This is a genomic window from Pseudoalteromonas sp. Scap25, assembly GCF_013394125.1.
Taxonomy (GTDB): domain Bacteria; phylum Pseudomonadota; class Gammaproteobacteria; order Enterobacterales; family Alteromonadaceae; genus Pseudoalteromonas.
Genome location: NZ_CP041327.1, coordinates 1,546,732 through 1,570,595 on the forward strand (window position 1 = coordinate 1,546,732; position 23,864 = coordinate 1,570,595).

Annotated in this window: 21 protein-coding genes and 1 pseudogene; 15 read left to right on the forward strand and 7 right to left on the reverse strand. The window is 39.8% G+C overall.

Translation table 11 applies throughout. The features are described from left to right. Positions 1-130 precede the first annotated feature (130 nt). Positions 131-1,921, reverse strand: coding sequence for an ABC transporter ATP-binding protein/permease (locus FLM54_RS07055; RefSeq protein ID WP_178955982.1), 1,791 nt, complete (start codon positions 1,919-1,921; stop codon positions 131-133). 113 nt (positions 1,922-2,034) lie between these two features. Here FLM54_RS07055 and FLM54_RS07060 point away from each other — a divergent pair, with 113 nt between their 5' ends. The 5 genes from FLM54_RS07060 to FLM54_RS07080 all read left to right on the forward strand — a co-directional run bounded on the left by FLM54_RS07060 (position 2,035) and on the right by FLM54_RS07080 (position 6,764). After that, positions 2,035-2,496: a hypothetical protein gene (locus tag FLM54_RS07060; RefSeq protein WP_076920240.1), complete on the forward strand. Its 462-nt coding sequence runs from the start codon at positions 2,035-2,037 to the stop codon at positions 2,494-2,496. Positions 2,497-2,604: 108 nt separating this feature from the next. Then, positions 2,605-4,443: a protein translocase subunit SecD gene (gene secD, locus FLM54_RS07065; protein WP_178955984.1), complete on the forward strand. Its 1,839-nt coding sequence runs from the start codon at positions 2,605-2,607 to the stop codon at positions 4,441-4,443. Next, a complete protein-coding gene (secF, locus tag FLM54_RS07070) occupies positions 4,436-5,365 on the forward strand; it encodes a protein translocase subunit SecF (protein ID WP_138604839.1) in 930 nt (309 codons plus the stop codon). Before secD ends, secF begins: the two co-directional genes overlap by 8 nt. 266 nt (positions 5,366-5,631) lie before the next feature. Then, on the forward strand, positions 5,632-6,108 hold the full coding sequence (locus FLM54_RS07075; protein ID WP_178955986.1) for a GreA/GreB family elongation factor: 477 nt from the start codon (positions 5,632-5,634) through the stop codon (positions 6,106-6,108). A 104-nt stretch (positions 6,109-6,212) separates the two neighbouring features. Next, the gene (locus FLM54_RS07080; protein ID WP_178955988.1) at positions 6,213-6,764 is read left to right on the forward strand and encodes a hypothetical protein; all 552 of its coding nucleotides are present in this window, start codon (positions 6,213-6,215) and stop codon (positions 6,762-6,764) included. 52 nt (positions 6,765-6,816) lie between these two features. Here FLM54_RS07080 and FLM54_RS07085 read toward each other — a convergent pair whose 3' ends face one another. Beyond that, on the reverse strand, positions 6,817-7,152 hold the full coding sequence (locus FLM54_RS07085) for a zinc ribbon domain-containing protein YjdM (protein ID WP_178955990.1): 336 nt from the start codon (positions 7,150-7,152) through the stop codon (positions 6,817-6,819). Positions 7,153-7,461: 309 nt separating this feature from the next. Here FLM54_RS07085 and FLM54_RS07090 point away from each other — a divergent pair, with 309 nt between their 5' ends. The 3 genes and pseudogenes from FLM54_RS07090 (at position 7,462) to FLM54_RS07100 (ending at position 10,526) form a co-directional block, all read left to right on the forward strand. Continuing rightward, positions 7,462-8,856 carry a RimK family protein gene (locus tag FLM54_RS07090; protein WP_178955992.1) on the forward strand — a complete coding sequence of 465 codons (1,395 nt, stop codon included), beginning with the start codon at positions 7,462-7,464 and terminating at the stop codon, positions 8,854-8,856. Then, on the forward strand, positions 8,856-10,001 hold the full coding sequence (locus FLM54_RS07095) for a GNAT family N-acetyltransferase/peptidase C39 family protein (protein ID WP_178955994.1): 1,146 nt from the start codon (positions 8,856-8,858) through the stop codon (positions 9,999-10,001). The genes FLM54_RS07090 and FLM54_RS07095 overlap by 1 nt, the downstream gene beginning before the upstream one ends. A gap of 13 nt (positions 10,002-10,014) precedes the next feature. Beyond that, positions 10,015-10,526 (forward strand): annotated as a pseudogene (locus FLM54_RS07100) (MgtC/SapB family protein). A 13-nt stretch (positions 10,527-10,539) separates the two neighbouring features. Here FLM54_RS07100 and FLM54_RS07105 read toward each other — a convergent pair. Both FLM54_RS07105 and FLM54_RS07110 read right to left on the reverse strand, forming a co-directional pair. Continuing rightward, a complete protein-coding gene (locus FLM54_RS07105) occupies positions 10,540-11,769 on the reverse strand; it encodes an EAL domain-containing protein (protein WP_178955996.1) in 1,230 nt (409 codons plus the stop codon). Between the two features lie 129 nt (positions 11,770-11,898). After that, positions 11,899-12,909 carry a GlxA family transcriptional regulator gene (locus FLM54_RS07110; RefSeq protein ID WP_178955998.1) on the reverse strand — a complete coding sequence of 337 codons (1,011 nt, stop codon included), beginning with the start codon at positions 12,907-12,909 and terminating at the stop codon, positions 11,899-11,901. Between the two features lie 128 nt (positions 12,910-13,037). Between FLM54_RS07110 and FLM54_RS07115 the strand changes: the two genes are divergently transcribed. Next, positions 13,038-14,945, forward strand: a complete 1,908-nt coding sequence (locus tag FLM54_RS07115) for a beta-ketoacyl synthase (RefSeq protein ID WP_178956000.1) — start codon at positions 13,038-13,040, stop codon at positions 14,943-14,945. Between the two features lie 52 nt (positions 14,946-14,997). On the opposite strand, the gene FLM54_RS07120 is transcribed toward FLM54_RS07115, so the two are convergent. Beyond that, complete coding sequence (locus FLM54_RS07120) at positions 14,998-16,182, reverse strand: DUF1624 domain-containing protein (protein WP_178956002.1); 1,185 nt, start codon at positions 16,180-16,182, stop codon at positions 14,998-15,000. 203 nt (positions 16,183-16,385) lie between these two features. Between FLM54_RS07120 and FLM54_RS07125 the strand changes: the two genes are divergently transcribed. Next, positions 16,386-16,760, forward strand: coding sequence for a hypothetical protein (locus FLM54_RS07125; protein WP_010389876.1), 375 nt, complete (start codon positions 16,386-16,388; stop codon positions 16,758-16,760). Here FLM54_RS07125 and fghA read toward each other — a convergent pair. Together fghA and FLM54_RS07135 are read right to left on the reverse strand one after the other, a co-directional pair. Then, positions 16,714-17,556 (reverse strand): S-formylglutathione hydrolase, encoded by an 843-nt coding sequence (fghA, locus tag FLM54_RS07130; protein WP_138593909.1) that lies wholly within the window; start codon positions 17,554-17,556, stop codon positions 16,714-16,716. The two genes, FLM54_RS07125 and fghA, sit on opposite strands and share 47 nt — an antisense overlap. Positions 17,557-17,614: 58 nt before the next feature. Continuing rightward, entirely contained in the window at positions 17,615-18,736 is a 1,122-nt protein-coding gene (locus FLM54_RS07135; RefSeq protein WP_138608554.1) for an S-(hydroxymethyl)glutathione dehydrogenase/class III alcohol dehydrogenase, read from the reverse strand. 130 nt (positions 18,737-18,866) lie between these two features. Here FLM54_RS07135 and FLM54_RS07140 point away from each other — a divergent pair, with 130 nt between their 5' ends. The 5 genes from FLM54_RS07140 (at position 18,867) to FLM54_RS07160 (ending at position 23,590) form a co-directional block, all read left to right on the forward strand. Next, the gene (locus tag FLM54_RS07140) at positions 18,867-19,739 is read left to right on the forward strand and encodes a LysR family transcriptional regulator (RefSeq protein WP_178956852.1); all 873 of its coding nucleotides are present in this window, start codon (positions 18,867-18,869) and stop codon (positions 19,737-19,739) included. A gap of 136 nt (positions 19,740-19,875) precedes the next feature. Beyond that, on the forward strand, positions 19,876-21,093 hold the full coding sequence (locus tag FLM54_RS07145) for a lipoprotein-releasing ABC transporter permease subunit (RefSeq protein WP_178956004.1): 1,218 nt from the start codon (positions 19,876-19,878) through the stop codon (positions 21,091-21,093). Further along, positions 21,086-21,784, forward strand: a complete 699-nt coding sequence (gene lolD, locus FLM54_RS07150; RefSeq protein WP_010389881.1) for a lipoprotein-releasing ABC transporter ATP-binding protein LolD — start codon at positions 21,086-21,088, stop codon at positions 21,782-21,784. Before FLM54_RS07145 ends, lolD begins: the two co-directional genes overlap by 8 nt. Then, on the forward strand, positions 21,774-23,018 hold the full coding sequence (locus FLM54_RS07155; RefSeq protein ID WP_076920259.1) for a lipoprotein-releasing ABC transporter permease subunit: 1,245 nt from the start codon (positions 21,774-21,776) through the stop codon (positions 23,016-23,018). The genes lolD and FLM54_RS07155 overlap by 11 nt, the downstream gene beginning before the upstream one ends. Before the next feature lie 98 nt (positions 23,019-23,116). After that, positions 23,117-23,590, forward strand: coding sequence for a DUF1456 family protein (locus FLM54_RS07160; RefSeq protein ID WP_178956006.1), 474 nt, complete (start codon positions 23,117-23,119; stop codon positions 23,588-23,590). Positions 23,591-23,864 lie beyond the last annotated feature (274 nt).

Genomic DNA, 23,864 nt, shown 5'->3' on the forward strand with positions numbered 1-23,864 from the left:
TTGTATTGATAACTTCACTGCAAACAAACCTTTTGAGGTGAATAACCGTACCGGTCGATAAGATAAATGAAATACTAGCAAAATAGCAAAAAAGCACTCAGATACTTCAATCGTACCCGAGAGGCTTAGTTTATTGCGCCTTTGACTGTTTTTGTTGCAAGGTCCACATATGCGCATATTCACCATTTTGCATTAGTAATTCATCATGTTTACCTTGCTCTACTACTTCTCCCGCCTTAAGCACGATAATAGTATCGGCATCGGTAATTGTTGATAAGCGATGCGCAATAACAATACTTGTGTGGTTAGAGGCAACCTCTTGCATAGCGTTTAATATGGCTTGTTCAGATTGTGAGTCGAGCGCGGAAGTGGCTTCGTCAAAAATTAAAATTGGCGATTGTTTTAAAATAGCGCGAGCAATAGCAATACGTTGTTTTTCGCCACCAGAGACTTTTAGTCCGCGTTCACCTACTAAGGTTTTATCGCCTTTATCTAGGCTACTAATAAAGTTTGTTAGATGCGCCATGTTTATAGCTTTGTTTACTTCATCTTCACTGGCGCTGGGTCTGCCGTAGTGAATATTTTCGCGTATACTGGTATTAAATAACACAGTATCTTGCGGCACTATGGCAATAGCTTTACGCAAACTTGCCAAGGTGACCGTGTTTATGGCTTGATTATCAATTTTTATAGCGCCCGATGAAAGTTCATAAAAACGGTATAACAAGCGGGCTAACGAGCTTTTACCTGCGCCACTAGCACCTACAACCGCTACCTTAGCACCAGAGTTTACATTAAAACTGACGTTCTTAAGAATAGGACGCTTGCTATCGTAGCTAAAGCTGACGTTTTCAAAGCTAATTGCCCCATTTTTGAGTGCTAATGGTTGCGCGGTTTCGCTATCTGCTATTTTGGGGGAGGTATTTAATAACCCAAGCATGTTTTCAAGGTCGGTAAGGGCACGGCGTATTTCACGGTACACAAATCCCAAAAAGTTAAGCGGTAAAAATAATTGGATCATATACGCATTGATCATTACCAGCTCACCAATCGTTAACTCGCCGGTAACCACTTCATTGGCTCCAAGCCACATTAATGCGGTTATCGCACATGCAATGATCAGTGCTTGCCCTGAATTAAGCGCCAGTAACGAGAGTCTGTTTTTTAATCGTGCTTGTTCCCAGGTTGCTAAAAATGTGTCGTAAGTTTGGGCTTCATGCTGTTCATTATTAAAGTATTTTACGGTTTCGTAATTTAATAGACTGTCGATGGCACGGGTGTTACTTTGATTATCAGCAGCGTTTGACTCACGAATAAAGCGGTTTCGCCATTGGGTAACCGTCACGGTAAAAAAAATATAAATAGCCACAGCCAATAGGGTGATCAGCGCAAACCAAATAGAAAACAAGCTGCCAAAAATAATCGCCACAGTTATTATTTCAAACAACGTGGGCACAATATTAAACATTAAAAAGCGCATTAAAAAGCTTAAGCCACTGGTGCCGCGTTCTATGTCTCGACTTATACCGCCAGTTTGCCTGTCTAAATGAAAGGCTAAATCTAACGAGTGCAAATGTTTAAACACTTTAAGGCCAATATCTCGCATGGCATGCTCGGTGACTCGCGAAAATACCGCATCGCGTACTTCACCCAAAAATACGCTAGCAAAGCGTAATGCGCCGTACATAACGAGTAATAAAGTAGGAACAAGCAGTAGTGGGTTAATTGATTTATCAACCGAATCAATTATTTCTTTTAAAGCCCATGGCATGAGTAATGTCGCGCCTTTAGCACCGACTAGCGCTAATATAGCAATCAGCACACGGCCTTTAAATTTAGTGATATAAGGCCAAAGAGTTTGAATGCTTTGTTTTAAATTCATGGCGTCGGGGCGTTTTACTGAACTTTGTCTGGAGCGCATCGAGGATCTCAGTATTTGTTTTTATATAAATGAATTAGCTTAAGAACGGCTATTGTATTTTAATTAGCTGCCCTTATATACTAGCTATCCTTTATTTTAGTTTTAAATGACCAATGTTTAAATTTCGCGTTTTTTTAGCTACTTGCTTGTTTTTTGCTGCACTCTTTAGTGTGCAAAGCCATGCTATGGGCGTAAAGCACGAATTAAACAGTAACCAAAGCGGTTATAGCGATGTTATTAATGTTGACCATTTAACTAACATTTCCGTACCTACAAAATCGCTTGGCGATTTACAGCATAAAAACTCAAAGCATTCTGATTTTGCTGCGCATCAGCCTAGGCTAACAGCCAATAACTCATTTTTATTTTTACATAGTGCGCAGGGCGATCCTGAATACGATGTAGTGCATGAGTTTTTTGCCCTAAATGGCTGTAGGCATATTTTTTTGCGACCGCAAGCAGTCACTATAAATCAGCCTTGGTATACTTGGGTATTTAAAAGTAAAAAGTCGCGCTTGAGCGGCTGGAAAGACGCTAATCTGTTATACACCGCTGTAACTACCTACCACGCTTAAAGTTCCTTATTTAATGTTAATTGGTTTTAACGCATCGCGTTTTGACCTGCAGATTAATTGTGCCTAATAGGTACGTTACTGGGCTATGCCTAGTAATAAGGAATAACTATGTTAAGTCTAAAAAAAGAGAAAAAGCCATTTAAGGCTAAGTTTAAATTGAGCTATGTAGCCATGCTGATTGTATTAGTGTTACTAGCAATAAGCGCCTTACCTAATTTATACCCGAATAAGTCGTGGTTGCATATTAGTGCAGCTTCTGATGTTAAAACGCAAGTAATGCCAAGTACTGAGAACCTAGTTAACTTTTTAAATAGCCAAGGTTTTGAAGTGAGTGAAAGTTTAAAAGACCCAGCACATATTAATGTACTTTTAAATACGCCTACACAAAGTGCGCAGGCTCAAGCGGCTTTAAAATCAAACTTTCCAAATACACAGGTTAAAATTGTTGAACATGCAACCAGCCCTGTTTGGTTACAAGAGTTTGGTTTATCGCCCATAAAACTGGGTCTTGATTTAAACGGCGGGGTATTGTTTGTACTTGATGTTGATTTAGAAAAAGCGATAGATGAGCAATTGCTCAGTGCATATCAACAAACAAAAGCCATTATTGTTAAACAAAAAGCCTATGGCGTTAAAGCGCAGCAGACTAATCAGGGCTTTGAAATAAGTGCGCTTGAGAATGCTGACGATAAGCTAACAGTTGTTATAAAAGAGCTTAAAAGCCGTTTTGAAAACCTCACTACAACCACATCAACTAATGGCAACTTACAGGTCGTTAAAATTAGCTATTCTGAGCAAGGGCGTAGCGCATTTGATAAAGAAGTGATGAGCCAAACACTCACCACACTTCGCTCACGCATTGAAGAGCTCGGCATAACCGAGGCTGTTACGCAGCGCCAAGGTAAGCAGCGCATTCGTATTGAGCTACCTGGCGTGCAAGATCCGGCTGAAGCAAAACGCATAATTGGTGCAACCGCGTCATTGGGGTTTTATCAACTTAAAGAGAGAGGCGGGCAAACGTTTAATCTGCAATCGGGAGGGACCATAAAGCTTGACCCTGTACCTATATTTACCGGTGAGCATATTAATAACGCTAATATAGGGCGTGATGATTGGGGTAAACCTTTGGTACAACTGAGCTTAGATAGCCAAGGTGGCGATGCTATGTCGGCTTTTTCAAAGGCGAATATAGGTAAACCTATGGCAACGCTCTATTCAGAGTATTCACAAAATGCCAAAGGTGAAGTGGTTAAAAAAAGCGAAGTTATTAATGTAGCGAACATTGCCCAGCATTTAAGCTCGCGTTTTAGTATAACCAATATGCAAAGCCAACAAGCGGCTGCCGATTTAGCGCTATTACTACGCGCAGGATCACTCACTGCGCCCGTAACTATAGTGCATGAGCAAACTATTGGTCCAAGCCTTGGCCAAGACAATATTAATAATGGATTAGCAGCGCTAATGTTAGGCATGGGTTTAACGCTTGCGTTTATGGCACTGTGGTACCGCCGTTTAGGGCTTATTGCAAATGTTGCGTTAATTTTAAACTTAACCTCTTTAGTGGGGCTAATGTCGTTATTACCTGGGGTGGTTTTAACTCTTCCAGGGATAGCAGGCTTAGTATTAACTATAGGAATGGCGGTTGATACTAACGTGATTATATTTGAGCGCATAAAAGAAGAGCGTCGCAAAGGTCGTCCCCCGTATCAAGCGATACAAGAGGGCTATAAACAAGCTGCGAATACGATTTTAGATGCCAATATTACCACCATGATCACCGCGATTATTTTATATGGCATAGGTTATGGCCCTGTAAAAGGCTTTGCGATAACGCTGGCGCTTGGTCTTATCACATCGGTATTTACTGGTGTGTATGTATCGAAATATTTAAGCCAAAGCTTATATTTAAAGCTGGGTAAAAAAGCAGGAGTAAACGCGCATGCTTAACACTTTTTTTAAATGTGAGACAGGGTCACGTATGCGTTATATAGGCTTGCTTATAAGTGCCATGTTTGTGTTGTTATCGGTATTCACCATTGCACAAAAAGGGCTTAATTTTGGCCTTGATTTTACGGGTGGTTATTTAACAGAATTTACCACCAGCCAAGGTGTTGAACTAAAACAGCTTGAGCAATTTATTGCTAAAAACCATCAAGGTGAATTTGAACTTACAGCACAGGGCAATAATCATTTTCAATTAACGCAAGCGCCAAGTGAGGAAGCTAATAATGATGCTTGGAAAACCGCGATTAGCCAAAACCCAACTATAAATGCTGAGGTTTTATCATCGGCTTATATTGGCTCTCAAGTGGGTGATGAATTATTTGAGCAAGGCTGCTTAGCCTTATTTGCTGCTATGGTAGCGGTAATGATTTATTTAGCTGTTCGGTTTGAGTGGCGTTTGGCATTAGGCTCTGTGGTGGCTTTATTACATGATTTAGTGCTGGTGGTTGGCTTATTTTCGTGGTTACAAATAGAGTTTAATCTAACCGTTTTAGCCAGTTTATTGGCAATAATTGGCTACTCCCTAAATGACTCAATAATAGTGGGTGATAGGGTACGTGAGCTATTACGCATACCAACAAACATCACACTCAAACCAAGCAGTATTATAAACAGCGCTATTAAAAGCACCTTAACTCGTACGCTTATTACCTCTGGGACTACGCTAGCTACGGTGGCAAGTGTTTGGCTGTTAGCTGGCACGCCGCTGCAGGGGTTTGCCATTGCTTTGTTTGCAGGAATCGTCGTAGGCACGCTGTCGTCTATTTGTATTGCTGCGACATTACCTGAGCTACTTGGGTTAAGTGCTAAAAACTACGATAAGCAAGTGGATCAGCAAACGCAGGCATTAATGGATATGCCATAGCCTTAAATATTAGCATTGTTGTTACACAGCAAAGGGATAGTGTTCAATGTAGCAACAATGCTAATACCAACCTGCATAAATATTTGAACAATTTAACGAATTAAATTCCCCTATAACGTTGTTAACATTTTTTCATTTAGAACAACTAGATGTCAAAAATTTTGCCTAGTTATAGAGCAATTTTCTTATCGTTAAAATAGGTCCCATATCCAAGCAGATTGGTATAAAATAACAAATTATTTTATCGAATTGAGTGAATTCTCCAAATGATTAAAGCCCATGTTACTGAGCACCTGCGGTTTGCCTTAGATGAGCAACTAAACACTGCTAAAATTGCAGCTCAAACAGCTCACGATACCGCTACCCATGAAGAAAGTATTGCAGAGACCCAATACGATACCCTTGGGCTTGAAGCTGCCTATTTAGCACAAGGCCATGCAGAGCGAGTTAATGAGTGCTATAAAGAAATACAACTATTTGAAGCCATATACAACGAACCCGTTACAGACACTATCGCTATAAGCTCATTGGTATGTTTAGAAGACGATGCCAGCACACAAAAATGGTTTTATTTAGGCCCAGCAGCTGGAGGATTAACCGTTGATATTAAAGGCACAACTATTCAAGTGCTTACCTCTGGCGCACCATTAGGCCAACAGTTATTAGGTAAACAAGTCGATGATGAAGTTAGTTTAACTATCGGTGATGTAAAACATAGTTATGACGTGGTTGAAGTACTTTAAATGTAGTTTGTATTTGTCTCTTACTCTGAGGCGAAGCATCTCGTAGGTATTTTTGTTAAATAATTGCCTAAAACTTATAGAATAAAATTAAAGATGAGCCGTTTATGAACTTAGTATTGGTCAGTGATATTTTTGGTAATACAGCGGCTTTAAAAGTATTAGCTGAAAAACTAAACGCTCAGTCTATTGTCGATCCCTATGGCGGGGTTGATATGGCATTTAACAGTGAACAGCAGGCCTATGAGTATTTTAGTCAGCATATTGGCCTTGATGAGTATGTAGCTATTTTACAAAAAGCGATTAAACCACTCGCTGACAACACTATATTGATAGGTTTTAGTGTTGGCGCATCGGCGATTTGGTCAATGTCTGCACACCCGGCGATTAAAACGATAGCTAAGGGCATTTGTTTTTACAGCTCGCAAATTAGGCACCATACAGATATACAACCACAATTTGAGATTGAACTCATATTTCCCTATTATGAGCCGCACTTTGATGTTAAATCACTACAGGTGGTGCTGGCAACAACGGCTAATGTTAACGTAAAACGTGTTGAATACTTACATGGTTTTATGAACCCACACTCGAGTAACTTTAATCAGAATGCTTACGATCAAACATTAGCTGCGCTATCTAAAGAACTAAAAAATTAGCAGTTAAGCGTTATTACTTTCTGTAATTTTCTACAAGTGAGGTTCTGTAATTTCAGGCTTTTTTCACAAACTTGGCCGTTACCATCATTTCGCCAATGCCATCGACTTTACAATCTAGTTGGTGATCTTTTTTATCAAGCACACGTCTAACTACCGCTTTCGTGCCAATTTTTATAACCTGAGAACTGCCTTTAATTTTTAAATCTTTCGCAACGGTTACTTTGTCACCATCGACTAGTAAAGTGCCGTTTGTATCTTTTACCAAAATAACGTCTTCATCGCTTGTATTATTTGGATTCCATTCATAGGCACATTCTGGGCATATAAGCAGTTGTTGGTCTTCGTAAACGTATTCACATTGACATTTAGGGCAAGCGGGAAGAGGCATAATGATCACTTTTAGTGGTAAATTTTGGCTATTTTAAAACACAAATTAACAATAAAAAAGTTCATCAAAAATTTTTATCTTCACGCTAAAAATATCTCGTTTGTGTGTATCTAAAAAAGGGCTTATAAATCACATGTCGCTTAAGCAATTTAAGCGCTAACGTTTATAGTAGATATTCGTTAAAGCACCTATCGTATTAAGTGATTTGCTATTTGCTGCACTTAGTGCGATGGGTGTTTCTATTTGCTGTTTAACTACCTGAGCTAACTAGCCAGGGATTTTTATATTTTGACTTAACTAGGAAAAGTCGTGTTTAAAACCTTAATAGTGGTTGATAACAACGAGCAAGCACTTGCTCTTTCATTTGAAAATGTCATTACGTTTAACACCTACTTACGTGACTACCCAAAACGCAACGAACCTAAAACCCGCATTATTAATTTATGCGACTCAAGCCAATACTTGAGTAAGGGTTATTATTGTTCATTGCTTGCAGAAGCCCGCAAACACCAAGTATTACCAAGCGTTAAAACAATAAACGCGCTTAGAAGCGGCCATGCACCTACTTTAAATACTGGGCAAATTGATGGCGCAGTTTATTTTGGTAATGCTCTAAATGAATTGCAAAGTAAAGCGGCTAAATCGGTATTTAAACAATACCCAGCGCCTATTTTATTTGTCGATCAGCAAGGTTTATTGCAACAAGGCTCTTTAACCTCATTAAGTGAGCAGCAATATACTGCGTTTATTGAAAGGCTCAATGAGTTTACCCAAACGCAATGGCGTATTGGTAAAGTAGAGCGCCGTTTTCGTTGGGATATGGCGATATTGGTTGATCATAACGAAAAAGTACCGCCAAGTGATAGAGATGCAATAGCCCGTTTTATAAAAGCAGCAGCGAAACATGGTATTAACGCAAAAGCACTCAGCTTTGATGAAATAGACAATATTGCCCAGTTTGATGCGTTATTTATTCGTCAAACAACAGCGATTGATCACCCAACCTACCGCCTTGCAAGTAAAGCGCAAAGCCTCGGCTTAGTGGTCATTGACGATGCGGAGTCTATTTTACGGTGCTGTAATAAAGTGTACTTACATGATGCATTTAACTATCAAAAAGTACCGAGCTTAAAAACCGTGGTGGTGGCAGATCAATCAAAAGACACAATTGAGCAACTAGAAGCGTCGTTTACCTATCCGCTGGTTTTAAAAATGCCTGAAGGGTCGTTCTCAAAAGGGGTGTTTAAAGTTGCAAACCGCGGTGAGCTTGAAGCTAAATTAACCGAGCTGTTTGAATATAGCGCATTGGTATTGGCACAAGAATACATGTACACCGAATACGATTGGCGAGTAGGTGTACTTAATGGCCGCGCCATTTATGCATGTCGTTATTTAATGGCGCGTAATCATTGGCAAATATACAACCATGATGCAAAACGTTTTTTTTCCGGTGGCTTTGAAACGTTACCAACCTTTGAGTTACCAAAAGTAGTATTGGATGCAGCTTTAAAGGCCTGTAAAACAGTCGGTAAAGGGTTATACGGTGTAGATGTTAAAGAGCACCAAGGTCGTGCGTATGTATTGGAAGTAAATGACAATCCAAGTATTGATCACAAAGTAGAAGACGGCTATTTAGGTGACGAGCTATACATGATCATTATGGATGAGTTTAAACAGCGTTTAGAAGCACGAGGCCGCGGCTAATGCCTATTGCTTTGGCTGAAAAAGTAACAGTGGCGACCAAGCTAGTTATTCGCCCTGCAATAACCGCTGACTTAAAAGCATTGGTGGCGCTTGAAAATACTTGCTTTAGTAACGATAAGCTAAGTGCGCGTAGTTTAAAGCGCTGGCTTGGGGCTAAACATGGGATTTTATTAGTTGCTGAGCAAAATGCGCAATTATGTGGCTATGGCTTAGTGTGGTGTCATAAAGGCACGCGTTTAGCACGTTTGTACTCGCTGGCCGTATTACCAACGATGCAAGGTAAAGGCATAGCTAAAAAATTACTCAATGAACTTGAAAAAGCGACCAGTGAGCGTGGACGTATTTATTTGCGCCTAGAAGTTGCAGTAAATAACGACAGCGCCATTGGGCTTTATAAAAGTGTGGGGTATCGCGTATTTGGTCAATACAGTGATTATTATGACGATCACAGTGATGCCTTACGCATGCAAAAAAATATTCGCCAAACCAGTGAGTTGCAGGTTGAGCGTTTAACGCCATGGTATCAGCAAACCACCGAGTTTACCTGTGGTCCTGCTGCGTTATTAATGGCAATGGCTGCTCTTGACTCAAACACAGAGCTGAGTCAGTCACATGAATTAGCTTTGTGGCGTGAAGGCACCACGATTTTTATGACCTCTGGGCATGGCGGTTGTCACCCATTTGGCTTGGCACTGGCTGCAAATAAACGCGGTTTTACAAGTGAGGTAATTGTTAATACATCTGAACCATTATTTTTAGATGGGGTTCGCAGTGATAACAAAAAATCAGTATTGGCCACGGTTCATCAACAGTTTGTTGAGGGTATTGCAGCGGCAAATATTTCAGTTACACAAAAAGATGTTGAATTAACTGACATAGAAAACTGGTTGAGTCAGGGGTTTAGTGTGTTGCTGTTAATTAGTACGTATCGGTTTGATGGTAAAAAATCACCGCACTGGGTGTGTGTCACCTATTTAGATGCACATTGTGTTTACGTACATGACCCATTTTGCGAGCCTGGCAATAACAATCAGCTAGCAATTGATTGTCAGTATGTACCAATTGCACGCAGCGACTTTAGCAAAATGTCGGCATTTGGTAGCCAAAGGCTCAGAACGGCAGTTGCTATTGGAAAAGTAAAATAGATTAGGATATTAAGTGACATTTTTAGATTTTATCGATGTAGCGCCATACTCATGGGCAGCTATTGGCACCGCCGCTTTTTGTGGCGCTATTATTGGTATAGAGCGTCAATTGCGCGGTAAACCTGTGGGTATTCGCACATCAGCATTAATAACGTTAGGCACATATTTGTTTTTATCTACGGCGTTTAATTTACAAGGGGATGTGATTGATCATTCTCGTGTAGTGGGGCAAATAATCACGGGTATTGGGTTTTAGGCGCAGGCGTTATGCTGGCAAAGGATGGTGCCGTGGTAGGGGTTACCTCCGCGGCTACTATTTGGGTGCTTGCGTCTATTGGGGTGATGATCGCAACCGAAAACTTAGGTGCAGCAATTAAGCTTTCTGTATTGGTGGTTGGTATTTTATATGGTGTTGATGTACTCGAAGCTAAGTTTAAAAGCCTCAGCAAAGGTGTACATGCTAAAGTAAAAAGTTATCACAAACGTTATTATCGAAAAGACAGTATAGATAGCGAACGCCACTAAATAGTGGCGTTTTTCATGCGGACAATGTTGCGTTTATTGCGCTAAGTGCATCGTTAATTGGTGCGGGCCGGCCAATAAAATAGCCTTGTACACTGTCTACATTGAGCTTTCTTAACGAGTTGAACTCCTGTTCGGTTTCAATTCCTTCGGCAACAATAGTGCAGTCGATTGCTTTTGCAAACCCACACAGCGCTTTTGCCAGCAAAAATTTACGTTTGTCAGTGTTTATATTTTGTGTGAGGCTAATATCTAATTTAATAATATCGGCTTCAAGCTCTAGTATGTGCTGAAATGATGAAAAGCCTGCGCCTACATCATCAATAGCTAAGCGAAGCCCTCTTTTTCTGAGTGGGGTAAGTGCTGTCCGCATTTTTTCGTAGTCGGAAATTGGTGAATGCTCAGTAATTTCTAATACTAGCCTAGTGCAGTCAATGTTTTGTAATGTATTTTCAAGTGCACCGCTTAGGATATGCGATGGTGAGCAATTAATAGCAATGTAAGTTGAATTATTAAATTTGGCTATGTTGGTGACTGCATTTTTAATGGCTAGCATTTCTAAAGCTTCATTTAAGCCAACCTTTTTTGCTTCTTTAAACCATACATCAGGAGTTCTATAAGGTGTAGTAAAAAATCGAGCAAGTGATTCAAAACCCGCAACTTTATTATTTTTTAAACTGAAAATAGGTTGATAGTAAATATTTAAATCATTATCGGTAATAATTTGCTGAATAACTGATTTAGTGTGATTGCGCGATACACGTTTGGATAAATTTATTTCAATTAAGCCTGTCGCTATTTCCGAAATAAGATTTAAAAACGATAAATCGCGATCGTTCAAGCTCTCATCATGGTGTGATTTATAACAACAAAAAGTACCGTATAATTTACCGTTTGACAGGTTGATAGGTACACCTATATAAGAGCCTATACCTAACTTTTTGGTTACCGGCATAGCCTTGGTTATTGGGTTTGCGTTGGTATTAGTAATAACAGGGCTAAGCTTGTCATCGGTGATTTTTTGACAATACGTTTCATCAATCGGATCGGCATTACCCACTTTAACAATTTGGTTTTCAGAGGGATTATCGACCACTTTAAAAACCCGCTCATCGTTAATAAATTCAGATATAAAAGCAACATCCATATCTAAATGTTTACGAACTAACGCAAGTAAGTTAGCTAGCTTAGCTTCAATGGATACGTTATTGTGTTGATCGACAAGCAGCTTGCTAGATTTATCCATCGGCTATTTCTCTATTTGAATTCAAATTAGCTTAGTGAGTAATACTATAATTTATATATATAAAAAGATCTAATCAAGGCTATATCCATCTTTGCTAACCATCAAACGTGAGCATGGTATAGTCAAAACTTAACCAAATAATTTTCGCCTGACTACTTTACGGTATTCGCTGGGTGTTTGGCGTAATACTTTTTTAAATACTCGGGTTAAATGCCCTTGGTCATTATAGCCAACCTCTAAAGCAACTTCCTGAATCGATAAATTAGAAGATGCCAATAAATCTTTGGCGCCTTCTACTCGTAATTGTTGCCAATATTCGATTGGACTTTGGTTAGTGGCACTTCTGAAACGACGGGTAAAGGTGCGATAACTTAGACTAAATTGAGCCGCAACCTCCTTTAAGTTGAGCTCACTGGCTAGATTGGTTTTTAACCAAAACTGTATTTGTGCAATCAGCTCATCTGGGTGTCTATCTACTGCTCCCTCTAAGTAACGTTGATCTTCATAGGGTTTACGAATTTCATGGGAAAAGTTGCGCTCCACATGTTGTGCCGCTTCTTTACCATAATATTGACTAATAATATGTACGATAACATCAGCAAGTGCATTTAAACTGGCTACGGTATACATACGTTCTGACTGGGTGATAAAAAAATCAGGTTTTAAACTTACATTAGGGTAGTCATGCTTAAACTGTTTAGCATAATGCCAATGGGTAGTAGCGGGATGTCCGTCAAGTAAACTAGCCTCTGCAACAAAACAATTACCTGTGCCTACTCCAATTATATGACTTCCTACGGTAAAGCTCTCGATCAGCCAAGTGACTAATTGTTGATTAGCGCGTATCACCGGGCGAGGGTTACGCCAAATGCCAGGCACAATAACTAAATCGCAATAAGGTGAGTTTTCGCTAGTACAATCAGGAATAATCGATAGTCCAGTTCGCGTCTTAATGGCATCACTATTTTTAGCCACTAAATGAATAGCCAGAGGTTTAAAGTTATTTTTATCACTATGGCCTTTGGCAAAAGCCTCACCCGCACGCAGCATCTCAATCGGTAATGTGATACTGGTTACCAACAAATGCTCAAACACTGCGATACCAATATTTATGGGGGGAGTTAATGGGTTGTTGCTCATTGTGAATGCTCCGACCAGTTGTTTTTGGCCTTTTATGCCGCTTATTTGGCTATTAAAGCACAAAGGTGTCTCTATAATCCAATTAAACTAATGTCATATTCTTATAACACGCATTTTAAAGGTAAATTATGACTGCACTACCCGTTATTGTAGGCATGGGAGGCATTAATGCCGCTGGCCGTACTTCTTTTCATCAAGGTTATCGTCGTATCGTGTTAGATAGCTTAGCGGCGCAAGCTCGCCAAGAAACGTTTTTAGGCCTTGCCACATTAATGAACTTAGTGACTACAGTAAACGGCCAACTTGAAGACAGCCAAGGTAATCATGTTGAGCAAAGCGACATTGAAGCACGCTTTGGTGAGCAAATTATTGCTGGTACATTAATTCGAAAAATTGAAAAAGAACATTTTGACGTTGATGCCACACCTTGGCAGCAAAAAATGACGTTAACGGCTTCAGATGATAGTTCAATTGTGTTTGAAACACGTCGTCGTGACTTACCATCGCCTTTACCAAGCAACTGGCAAATAGATGACCTTGATAATAAAAAAGTAAAAGTCACGATTGCTGCTGAGCTAGATGTAAAACATGATTCAACCCGTGATAACCCGATTAAGTCGGCTGGGCAATTTCCAACCGGGTTTGATCCTGCCATTATGTATAACAGCCGCTACCAGCCGCGCGGTTTACAAGCGACCATATTTGCTGCCACCGATGCAATAAAATCAACTGGACTTGATTGGCAACATATTATGAATAGCGTAGAGCCTGACAAAATTGGTACCTATTCAGCATCGGTTATTGGTCAAATGGATGATAAAGGCTTAGGTGGATTAGTTAAAGCGCGTCAGCAGGGCGATCGTGTTAGTACTAAGCAGTTAGCGCTGGGTTTAAATACGATGTCGACCGATTTTATTAACGCCTATGTTACTGGGAATGTGGGGACGACTTTTTCAACTTCAGGCGCATGTGCCACATTTTTATATAACTTGCGCGCTGCCGTTAACGATATTCAAGCTGGTCGTACCCGTGTTGCAGTGGTTGCAAGTGTTGAATGCGCGATTACTCCAGAAGTGGTTGAAGGTTTTGGTAATATGAGTGCGCTGGCCAATATTGAAGGTTTGCGCCGTTTAGATAATTTAAGCAATGATGATGAGCCTGATTACCGTAAAAGTAGTCGTCCATTTGGTGAGAACTGCGGTTTTACCTTAGGTGAGGGGGCTCAGGTTGCTATATTAATGGATGATGCACTGGCTCTGGAACTCGGTGCAGATATTATGGGCAGTGTGCCGGATGTATTTGTGAATGCCGATGGAGTTAAAAAGTCAATTACCTCACCTGGGCCTGGCAATTACATCACCATGGCGAAATCAGCAGCACTTGCTACTAGCTTGTTAGGTAAAGAGGCACTGCAACAACGTAGCTTTATTTTAGCGCACGGCTCAAGTACGCCACAAAATCGTGTTACTGAATCTTTAATTTATCATAAAGTAGCGCAAACATTTGCTATTGATAACTGGAAAGTGACTGCGCCTAAAGCCTATGTAGGCCATACTATTGCGCCTGCTAGTGGCGATCAGCTTGCCATTGCGTTAGGTGTATTTAGTCATAATATTATGCCGGGTATTACCACCATTGATAAAGTAGCCGACGATGTTTACAGCGAACATTTAGATATTCGTAATAGCCACTACGATTGTGGTGATATGGATATTGCGTTTATTAACTCAAAAGGCTTTGGTGGAAATAATGCAACTGCGACTGTGCTGAGCGCAAAAGTAACCATGCAAATGCTTGCTAAACGCCATGGTGATGCACTGATGAACAGCTATGTTGAAAAACATAGCCAAGTAAAAGATGCACAGCATACTTACCAAACGCAAGCCGATTTAGGTCAATACTCGCTAATTTACCGTTTTGGTGATGGTTTAATTGATGAAAATGAGATTGTTTTAGATGAGCACAGCATTACACTGCCAGGCTTTGAAAAAGCAATTACATTTAGTACAACAAATTCCTATCAAGATATGTTCTAAGCACACATACTTGTTAGCAAGGCGCTTTTATAGCGCCTTTTTTAATGTTTGTTCAAATATACTTAGCAATTAAACTGTGTTTATTTTTTTGCTTCCATGCTAAATAATAATTGGCAAGAACGGCTGTTAAGCCAATTACGACTGCAATAAATAGCAGTGTTGCAACATAGCTCATACCGTACCCAGTTGGTAAACCCACCAGTGTTTCGCCATAAGTCATATCAGAAAAACTAAAGCCTAAAACAGGGATAAGTAACCAACTTATTGCATGCAGTAAATACAAGTGGGCTAAGTACGAAAACATACTGGTTTTACCCAATACTTGTAAAAACTTTGGCGAAAAATCACTTTTTAGCTTGCTCAATAGTTTAAGCATAATTAGGCCTATACCAACGGTTAACAACATAAACTGCAGGGAAAGTGGGTATTTGGTCGGGTTTAAAAATGACATTATAGTGAGTAAATAAGAGTCACTAATCGTAAATATTGACGCGTCACCATAAAGATTAAAGCCACGCAAAAGCGTGTATAAAACTAGGCAGCTTACACCCAAAATTAAGCCATAATCCATAACTCGGTTACTGTATTGCTTGGCTTTGTAATAAACACCTGCACAATAGGCTAACGCCATTAACCCAACAATAGGAGCTACGGGGTAGGTGGTTCTAATTTTAAAGTTAAAAGGAAGTTCGAGTACATTTTTTTGATGTAAAACAGACCATATCGTATTTGCGATTGTATTTGGCTCAAAGTTGACGGCATCAAATAAGTTGTGGCCAAATACTAAAATTAAGCCCATGGCAAAAATCGCATACAGACCGATTAAACGTAAAAGCCCCAGAATAATAAATCCCCAACCTATCGCCCAAATAACCTGAGCGTATAACATTGGAAACAGTGGATTAAAGCTCCAAGACCACGACACAATAGTAAATTCAAATAATATAAGGACTAGTCCACGTATAATTAAACTTTTTGAAAAAGCTTGCGTGGAAGTGTATTTATGCTCGGTTATTGCAGCTGAAAGGCCCGCTAAAAATACAAATAATGGCGCACAAAAGTGCGATATAAAACGAGTGAAAAAAGTAAGCGCATCTGTTCCTGGTATGGTCATGGGATCGGTCACTGAATAATTTAGACAATAATACATTCCGTGATCAATCACCATAAATATAATAATAAGACCTCTGAGTAAGTCTATATGGTGTAAACGATTTTGAGATAAAGGTAATGACATAAATATGCTTTGGTATGGATGAAAAAAACGAGTTTAATTATATGTTATATTATATCATTTTGCGAGAGTGATAATAAAATACTTTAGTATAAATTATGTTGTAAACAATTTTTACTTACTAACAGATTTTTACAGTTTTACTTTTTTAATGGAGTTACTCTATTAACTAAATAGTTAAAGTTGAAGCTACTAAAGGGTTAAACATGAAAAAAATATTTTTTTTATCACTATTGCTGATGCTTAATGGCTGTACATTTTTTGGCGTTATGTTGGATGGACAAGCAGCCTCAAATGCACAAGAAAATCAGCGGATGAAAAATCCAGCTCGGTCTACTCCTTATGAAAATCCATTTGAGCCAGTTCCCGTTGATAAGGACGGATTTTCTTTTGCAGAGCTAGGTTTAAAAATAGACTCTGCAGTATTTAGTTTAGTAAAAGGAGATGACGGTGTGATTAGAAAATGTAGGCAGGTTACTAAGGTCTTAAAAGAATGTGTAGAAGTAGATAAATCTACTCTACACAGTAATGAATCTAAGCAGTTAAAAACTGATGATGAAATAATAAGTGTTGGTCTATAAAACTACTAATGAAATAGTAACTATGGTCGTAGCCAGCTTGCATTTCGAGTGTTAACGGATAGCCCTTCTGTGTAGCTACAGTTACTAACTTTTGTGGCTTAAGTTGCTCATCTAAAAAGTTATCTGCATCACCTTGGCTAACCAACATAGGTAAATAATCAGCTTGTTTGGCTTGTTGCATTAATTCGCAGCTATCATATTCTGCCCAGACTGATTTATCAGTACCTAAGTAGCCAGTAAAAGCTTTAACACCCCAAGGACAATCTATCGGGTTTACAATTGGGCTAAATGCTGTAGCGCTGGTATAAGCTTTAGGATTTTTAAGGGCAATTATTAATGCGCCGTGGCCACCCATAGAATGCCCAGAAATTGCTTTTTTAGTTGTTACTGGAAAATGTTGCTCTATTAATGCAGGTAGTTCCTTCACCACATAATCGTACATATTAAAATGAGTATTGTAAGGTGCCTGCGTTGCATTGACGTAAAACCCTGCACCTTGGGCAAAATCGTAGCTATCTTCGTTAGGAACGTTTTCACCACGCGGACTGGTATCAGGTGCGACAATAGCGATGCCTAGCTCTGCCGCTTTTTTAAACGCGCCTGCTTTTTGCATAAAGTTTTCATCGGTACAGGTTAATCCTGATAACCAATAAAGTACTGGTACTTTATTTTTTTCACTGGCGCCTGGTGGTAAAAATACCGCAAAACGCATGCTGCAATGGGTGCTTGAGGAAGTATGGCTATACTGCTTATGCCAGCCACCAGCCACTTTTGCCGTTGAGATATTTTCTAACATAACAATCCTTAAAAGCCGTTACTTAATAGCAACGGCTGGTAATGGTGATTAAAAGAAATTAGTAATGAATAACAGTACGAATACTCTTACCTTCGTGCATTAAATCAAAGGCATCGTTAATTTCTTCAAGGCTCATGGTATGGGTAATAAAATCATTAAGAGCGAATTCACCCGCCATGTAACGCTCTACAATTTCAGGAAGTTGCGAACGACCCTTAACGCCTCCAAATGCGCTACCACGCCATACACGGCCAGTAACAAGTTGGAACGGGCGAGTTGAAATTTCTTGGCCAGCACCAGCTACACCAATAATTACAGATTCTCCCCAGCCTTTATGACAACACTCAAGGGCAGAGCGCATTACATCAACGTTACCAATACATTCAAATGAGTAATCAACACCGCCGTCGGTCATCTCTACAATCACTTCTTGAATTGGCTTGTCGAAGTCTTTTGGATTAATTAAGTCGGTAGCACCGAGTTTAGTCGCAAGATCAAACTTAGAGGTGTTAATATCAATACCAATAATACGGCTTGCACCAGCCATTTTGGCGCCAATAATGGCCGACAAACCAATGCCACCTAGACCAAAAATTGCCACCGTATCGCCCGTTGTTACTTTTGCCGTATTTGTTACAGCGCCCATACCGGTAGTGACACCGCAGCCCAATAAGCAAATTTCCTCTAAAGAGGCTTCTTTATTTACTTTAGCTAGCGAGATTTCAGGAAGTACTGTGTATTCAGAAAAGGTCGACGTCCCCATATAGTGATAAATTGGTTGGCCGTCTTTGAAAAATCGCGTTGTGCCATCTGGCATTAAGCCTTTGCCTTGTGTTTCGCGTACAGCAGAGCACAAGTTGGTTTTACCTGAAGTACACATTTTGCATTCACCACATTCTGCGGTGTATAGAGGAATAACGTGATCGCCAACTTCTACACTTGTAACGCCTTCGCCCACAGCGTAAACCACCCCGGCACCTTCATGGCCTAAAATAGCGGGGAAAATGCCTTCAGGATCTTCACCTGATAAAGTAAAAGCATCTGTATGGCATACACCTGTGGCAGTAATTTTTACCATCACTTCGCCTTTTTTAGGCATCATCACGTCAACTTCTTCAACGCTTAAAGGCTGATTAGGGCCCCAGGCAATCGCTGCTTTTGATTTTATAAATTCAGACATGTGTATATCCTTTGTAGTGGTTTGAATATCAATTGTAGACCCAAACTGTTTGGGTGATGTGTCTATTGTATTTATTTCTATAACAATGATAATCTCTAAATTAATAAAACACTTTTACAGTATGGTAATAATAATGCGTTGGGAAGGGATTGATGAGTTTATTTCTGTTGGCGAAGAGGGAAGTTTCACTCAAGCTGCACAGGCGTTGGGTCTATCGGTTGCCCATATTAGCCGCCATGTTACTAAGCTTGAGCAACGGTTAAATACCCAACTTTTAACGCGTACGACCCGAAAGGTGGTATTAACCAAAGAAGGTGAGCAGTTTTTACACCAAGTAAAACATTTACAACACGCTATGGATGAAGCCACTCAGGGGCTCGCGTCTGTGCAAACATCCCCTAAAGGTAAAATTAAATTAACCGCACCGGTTATGTATGGTGAAAGTTTTATTATGCCGATAGTGCATTCGTTTATGCATGATCACCCCGAGGTAGAAGTAATCGCAACGCTCTCTAACGAGCAAGAAAACTTGCTGGAGGGCGGCTTTGATTTAGCCATTCGATTAGGCCATTTAAAAGATTCGAGTTTAAAAGCGCGACGCTTGAGCTCTCGGCGATTTATTATGTGTGCTGCACCAAGCTATTTAGCGCGTTTTGGCGAACCCCATACGTTAGGTGAACTTAACCAGCATCAATGCTTAATTGGTAACAGTAGTTATTGGCGAGTAAATGAAAATAATCGTGACAAACATATTAAAGTAGCTGGGCGGTTGCATTGCAATAGCGGTTGGGCACTGGTTGACGGCGCTAAAAAAGGGTTGGGTATTGTTCAGTTGCCGGATTACTACATAGAGAATGAAATAAAAACAGGGCAGTTAGTACCAATATTAACAGCCTATCAACCTCAACAAGAGGGGGTGTGGGGGCTTTATCCTCCTCGGCAATTTGTTGCTACTAATGTACGAGTATTACTTGATTATCTAGTAACAGGATTAAAAGTTTAGCTTGGCTTAGTGATTTGCTTATAATATAGCCAAGTATAAGATTTATAAATTATTTCTTACATTTATGGTGATATTCAATTGCGCTGAGTTCGTGCTACTATAAAGCCACACTTTTAGCATTAATGTTTTAATTAATATGTTTCAACCTGTTAGCCTGTTTATCGGACTTAGATATAGTCGCTCTTCCAAAGGCAATGCGTTTATTTCGTTTATTTCTTTTTTTTCTATTGCAGGTATAGCGATTGGTTTAATGGCGCTCTTTACAGTAAGTAGTGTCATGAACGGTTTTGAAAGCAGCCTGAAAATGAATATGCTCGGACTCATTCCACACGTTGAAGTGCAGGCAAAACAACACTCTAAAACGCAAATGAATACTCTTAAAGCTGATCTTGAGCAATCACCGTATGTTGAACATGTTAGTTTATACCGCCATGGTGAAGCTATACTACAAACAAATAAAGACCTGCATGGTGTGCTGCTGCAAGGGCTCTATGATAATGATGGCTCGCTTTATAAAATCACTGACAAAGTAGTGCAGGGGAATTGGCAAAGTGTATTAAATAATAATTATCACATTGCTATTAGCCGTTATCTAAGCCGTAAACTCGGCGTTAGCTTGGGCGATAAACTGCGCGTTATTATGCCCAATGCGTCAACTTATACACCCCTTGGTCGTGTCCCTAGCCAGCGTTTATTCAAAATTGCTGCAATTTACGAAACTGGTTCAGAAATTGACATGGGACTGGCATTTACCAGTGGTGTGTCATTGCAACGAGTATTAAAGCAAAGTAGCTCTACACCCCCTAATTTAAGTGTGTCACTGCATGAGCCATTTGCACTTGATGAATTTATTCAAGACAGCCAACTTATTCTGAAGAATTTTAAATACACCGATTGGCGCAGTAGCCAAGGCACTTTATTTGCCGCTGTGGCGATGGAGAAACGCATTATGTCTATGTTATTGGGCTTAATCGTGCTGGTGGCGGTGTTCAATATTGTGTCGGCGCTCACCATGATGGTGAGTGAAAAACAAAGCGAAGTTGCGATACTGCAGACACTAGGGCTAACGCCAAGCCAAGTACAAACTGTATTTATGGTTCAAGGTTTATATAACGGTGTGATTGGTACGGCAGTAGGTGCCTCTTTAGGTATTTTATTTAGCTTATATATTAATGAACTGCTGGCGTTGGTTGGCTTAAATTTATTATCGGGGATTTCACTGCCGGTCAAATTTGATGCGCTTAGCTTAAGTGTGATTGCGCTTTTAAGCTTAGCCATGAGCTTTTTAGCGACTTTATATCCCGCGCGCCAGGCCGCTAAAGTAAACCCAGCCGAGGTATTACGTTATGAATGATTTAGTAATTAGTTGTGAACAAATAAGTAAAGTGTACCAAGACGGGCAAAACCAAGTTGAGGTATTAAAAGGGGTTGATTTAGCCCTAACCCAAGGTGAAATGCTAGCTATTGTAGGTAGCTCAGGTTCAGGTAAAAGTACCTTATTACATATTTTGGGTACCTTAGATACCGCCAGTTCTGGCAGTGCAAAAATCAAAAACCAAGATGTGGCTAAACTTTCTCGCAGCCAACAAGCCGCGTTTAGAAATCAAAACTTAGGGTTTATTTACCAATTTCATCATTTATTAATGGAATTTAGTGCGGTTGAAAATGTTGCTATGCCACTGTTAATAAAAGGCTTGAGTGCCAAAGAAGCAAATGTAAAAGCGCTCGACATGCTCGATAAAGTCGGCCTTGCGCACAGAAGTAGCCATAAACCGTCGGCACTTTCTGGTGGCGAACGCCAACGTGTTGCCATAGCGCGTGCTTTAGTGACTGAGCCTGCACTGGTTCTTGCAGATGAGCCAACGGGTAATTTAGATAAGCAAAACGCGATTAAAATTTACGATTTAATTAATCAGCTAAATAAAAGTTTAAACACCAGTTTTGTGGTGGTGACTCATGATTTAGAGCTTGCCGACAAGCTGGGTAAAATAGCGTATTTAGATGATGGTAAATTATCAATAAAAGAGTCAAACCATGTTGCTTAGTGCCTTTATAAGTAAACGTTTCAGAGCCTATTCAGGCCATAAAGATGAAAAAAACGCGTTTGTTAGTTTTATTGCTAAGGCATCTACTATTGGTATTTTACTTGGTGTTGCCGTTTTAATTGTGGCGTTATCGGTGATCAATGGTTTTGAACAACAATTGGTTCATCGTTTATTAAGTGTAGTGCCACAAGTTGAATATGTAGCACCAAGCAGGCCGATTGCTGATTGGCCCAGCAAAGTCGAAAAATTAAAACAGCAACCACAAGTAACAGGAGCAGCCCCATTTATAGCAGTAAATGGTATGGCGCAATTTAAAAGCCAATTAAAAGCAGTTGAAATACGAGGTGTTGAGCCTTCGCTAGAGAGCGACGTATCAGCGGTTAACCAATTTACACAAGGTAAATTAGTCAGTCAGCTAGCACTTGAGGATGTTATTTTAGGCAAGCAAATTGTCACTCAACTTAATATATCAATAGGCGACAATGTCACTTTATTGATCCCACAAATTAGTGAAAAAGGACAATCATTACTTGCGCCAAAACGGGTTACGTTAACACTCGCAGGCATTATAGAAATGGGCGGGCCTATTGATAGCAGTGCCGCGTTTATTCACCTTAGCAAAGCACAACAAACCTTAGGTTACGATCAAAGCCAAGTAACCGGCCTACGTTTACGGGTTGATGATGTGTTTGCAGCGCACCAAATAGCGTTGAGAGTAGGGCAAACTGTTACTGATTACGTGTATATATCGAGTTGGTTTAGAACCCAAGGCAGCTTGTATCAAGACATTCAAATGGTGCGCACGATTGTTTATATTGTGGTGTTTTTAATTATTGCAGTCGCCAGTTTTAACATTGTTTCGTCATTAGTGATGGAAGTGCGCGAAAAAGAAGGCAATATTGCCATTTTAAAAACCATGGGTGCCAAAGACAGTACCATATTGGCTACTTTTGTAATGCAAGGCTTAACTCAAGCATTTGTTGGCGTAGTTTTAGGCTCTATTATTGGCGTTATTCTAGCAATCAATATTAGTGAGCTCTTTACTTGGCTGAGTTTATTGCTGGGTGAAAATCCGCTAGAAGGTGTGTATTTTATCGAATTCTTACCGAGTAAATTAGTTTGGCAAGATATAGTGTTAACTGTTATTGCCACCTTTGTGCTTGCAATATTGGCGACGCTGTATCCAGCATGGCAAGCAACACGTGTTGATCCGGCAAAAGTATTGGGTAATTAAACACAGTATTTAATAGGGCGCTTAGTGTAACTCTGATAAACTGCGCCGCTATTAAACAGCTTTTGTTTGCTGAGCACTTATTTTACCTGGGATTTACTTTGACAAATAACGATATTTTACGCCGTATTCGCTACACCTTTGATTTAACCGATTCAGCAATGGTTGACGTGTTCGCCGCTGCAGAGCACAGCGTCAGCACAGAGCAGGTGATTGCATGGTTAACTAAAGAGGGCGAGCAAGGTTACACCCCAATAAGTGACACCGAATTTGCGGTATTTTTAAATGGCTTTATAAATACCAAGCGCGGTAAACGTGACGGTGAGCAGCCAATCCCAGAGACTAAATTAAACAATAATATTATTTTTATGAAATTACGTATTGCTTTAAATATGAAAGCAGAGGACGTAATTGCCACACTCGCATTAGTTGATTTTGATTTAAGTAAGCATGAACTCAGTGCATTTTCACGTAAAGTTGAAAACAAACATTACCGTGTGTGTAACGATCAAGTTTTACGTTTATTTTTAACCGGTGTGCAGCGTACTTTTCGCCCAGATGGCGAAAAAGCTTAATGTATTTTATGGAGGTTGGTTAGCAACCTCCATTAAACCTCTTAAACGAACTCACTAAAATCTACGCTATTATCAGTCTTACCCCTTCTACAACTTCAGTCTCATAAAGCATTTTATATTTTTGCGCTCGTAAAAACGTAGAGTCGTATTTTGTTTTACTATTTTTAATACTTTTAACGTGTTATTCATTAAAACTGGTGTTTTTAGCATAAAAATTCTTTTTTAATGGGTTTTTATACAAAAGAAACAACAATTTAATTCAACATCAAACACG

Coding starts and splice junctions, on each gene's coding strand:
- FLM54_RS07055 (WP_178955982.1), bottom strand. CDS start 1,921: ATGCGCTCCAGACAAAGTTCAGTAAAACGCCCCGACGCCATGAATTTA.
- lolD (WP_010389881.1), top strand. CDS start 21,086: ATGAATGATTTAGTAATTAGTTGTGAACAAATAAGTAAAGTGTACCAA.
- FLM54_RS07085 (WP_178955990.1), bottom strand. CDS start 7,152: ATGCCTCTTCCCGCTTGCCCTAAATGTCAATGTGAATACGTTTACGAA.
- FLM54_RS07060 (WP_076920240.1), top strand. CDS start 2,035: ATGTTTAAATTTCGCGTTTTTTTAGCTACTTGCTTGTTTTTTGCTGCA.
- secF (WP_138604839.1), top strand. CDS start 4,436: ATGCTTAACACTTTTTTTAAATGTGAGACAGGGTCACGTATGCGTTAT.
- FLM54_RS07135 (WP_138608554.1), bottom strand. CDS start 18,736: ATGTCTGAATTTATAAAATCAAAAGCAGCGATTGCCTGGGGCCCTAAT.
- FLM54_RS07115 (WP_178956000.1), top strand. CDS start 13,038: ATGACTGCACTACCCGTTATTGTAGGCATGGGAGGCATTAATGCCGCT.
- secD (WP_178955984.1), top strand. CDS start 2,605: ATGTTAAGTCTAAAAAAAGAGAAAAAGCCATTTAAGGCTAAGTTTAAA.
- FLM54_RS07080 (WP_178955988.1), top strand. CDS start 6,213: ATGAACTTAGTATTGGTCAGTGATATTTTTGGTAATACAGCGGCTTTA.
- FLM54_RS07110 (WP_178955998.1), bottom strand. CDS start 12,909: ATGAGCAACAACCCATTAACTCCCCCCATAAATATTGGTATCGCAGTG.
- FLM54_RS07095 (WP_178955994.1), top strand. CDS start 8,856: ATGCCTATTGCTTTGGCTGAAAAAGTAACAGTGGCGACCAAGCTAGTT.
- FLM54_RS07145 (WP_178956004.1), top strand. CDS start 19,876: ATGTTTCAACCTGTTAGCCTGTTTATCGGACTTAGATATAGTCGCTCT.
- FLM54_RS07075 (WP_178955986.1), top strand. CDS start 5,632: ATGATTAAAGCCCATGTTACTGAGCACCTGCGGTTTGCCTTAGATGAG.
- FLM54_RS07155 (WP_076920259.1), top strand. CDS start 21,774: ATGTTGCTTAGTGCCTTTATAAGTAAACGTTTCAGAGCCTATTCAGGC.
- fghA (WP_138593909.1), bottom strand. CDS start 17,556: ATGTTAGAAAATATCTCAACGGCAAAAGTGGCTGGTGGCTGGCATAAG.
- FLM54_RS07125 (WP_010389876.1), top strand. CDS start 16,386: ATGAAAAAAATATTTTTTTTATCACTATTGCTGATGCTTAATGGCTGT.
- FLM54_RS07105 (WP_178955996.1), bottom strand. CDS start 11,769: ATGGATAAATCTAGCAAGCTGCTTGTCGATCAACACAATAACGTATCC.
- FLM54_RS07120 (WP_178956002.1), bottom strand. CDS start 16,182: ATGTCATTACCTTTATCTCAAAATCGTTTACACCATATAGACTTACTC.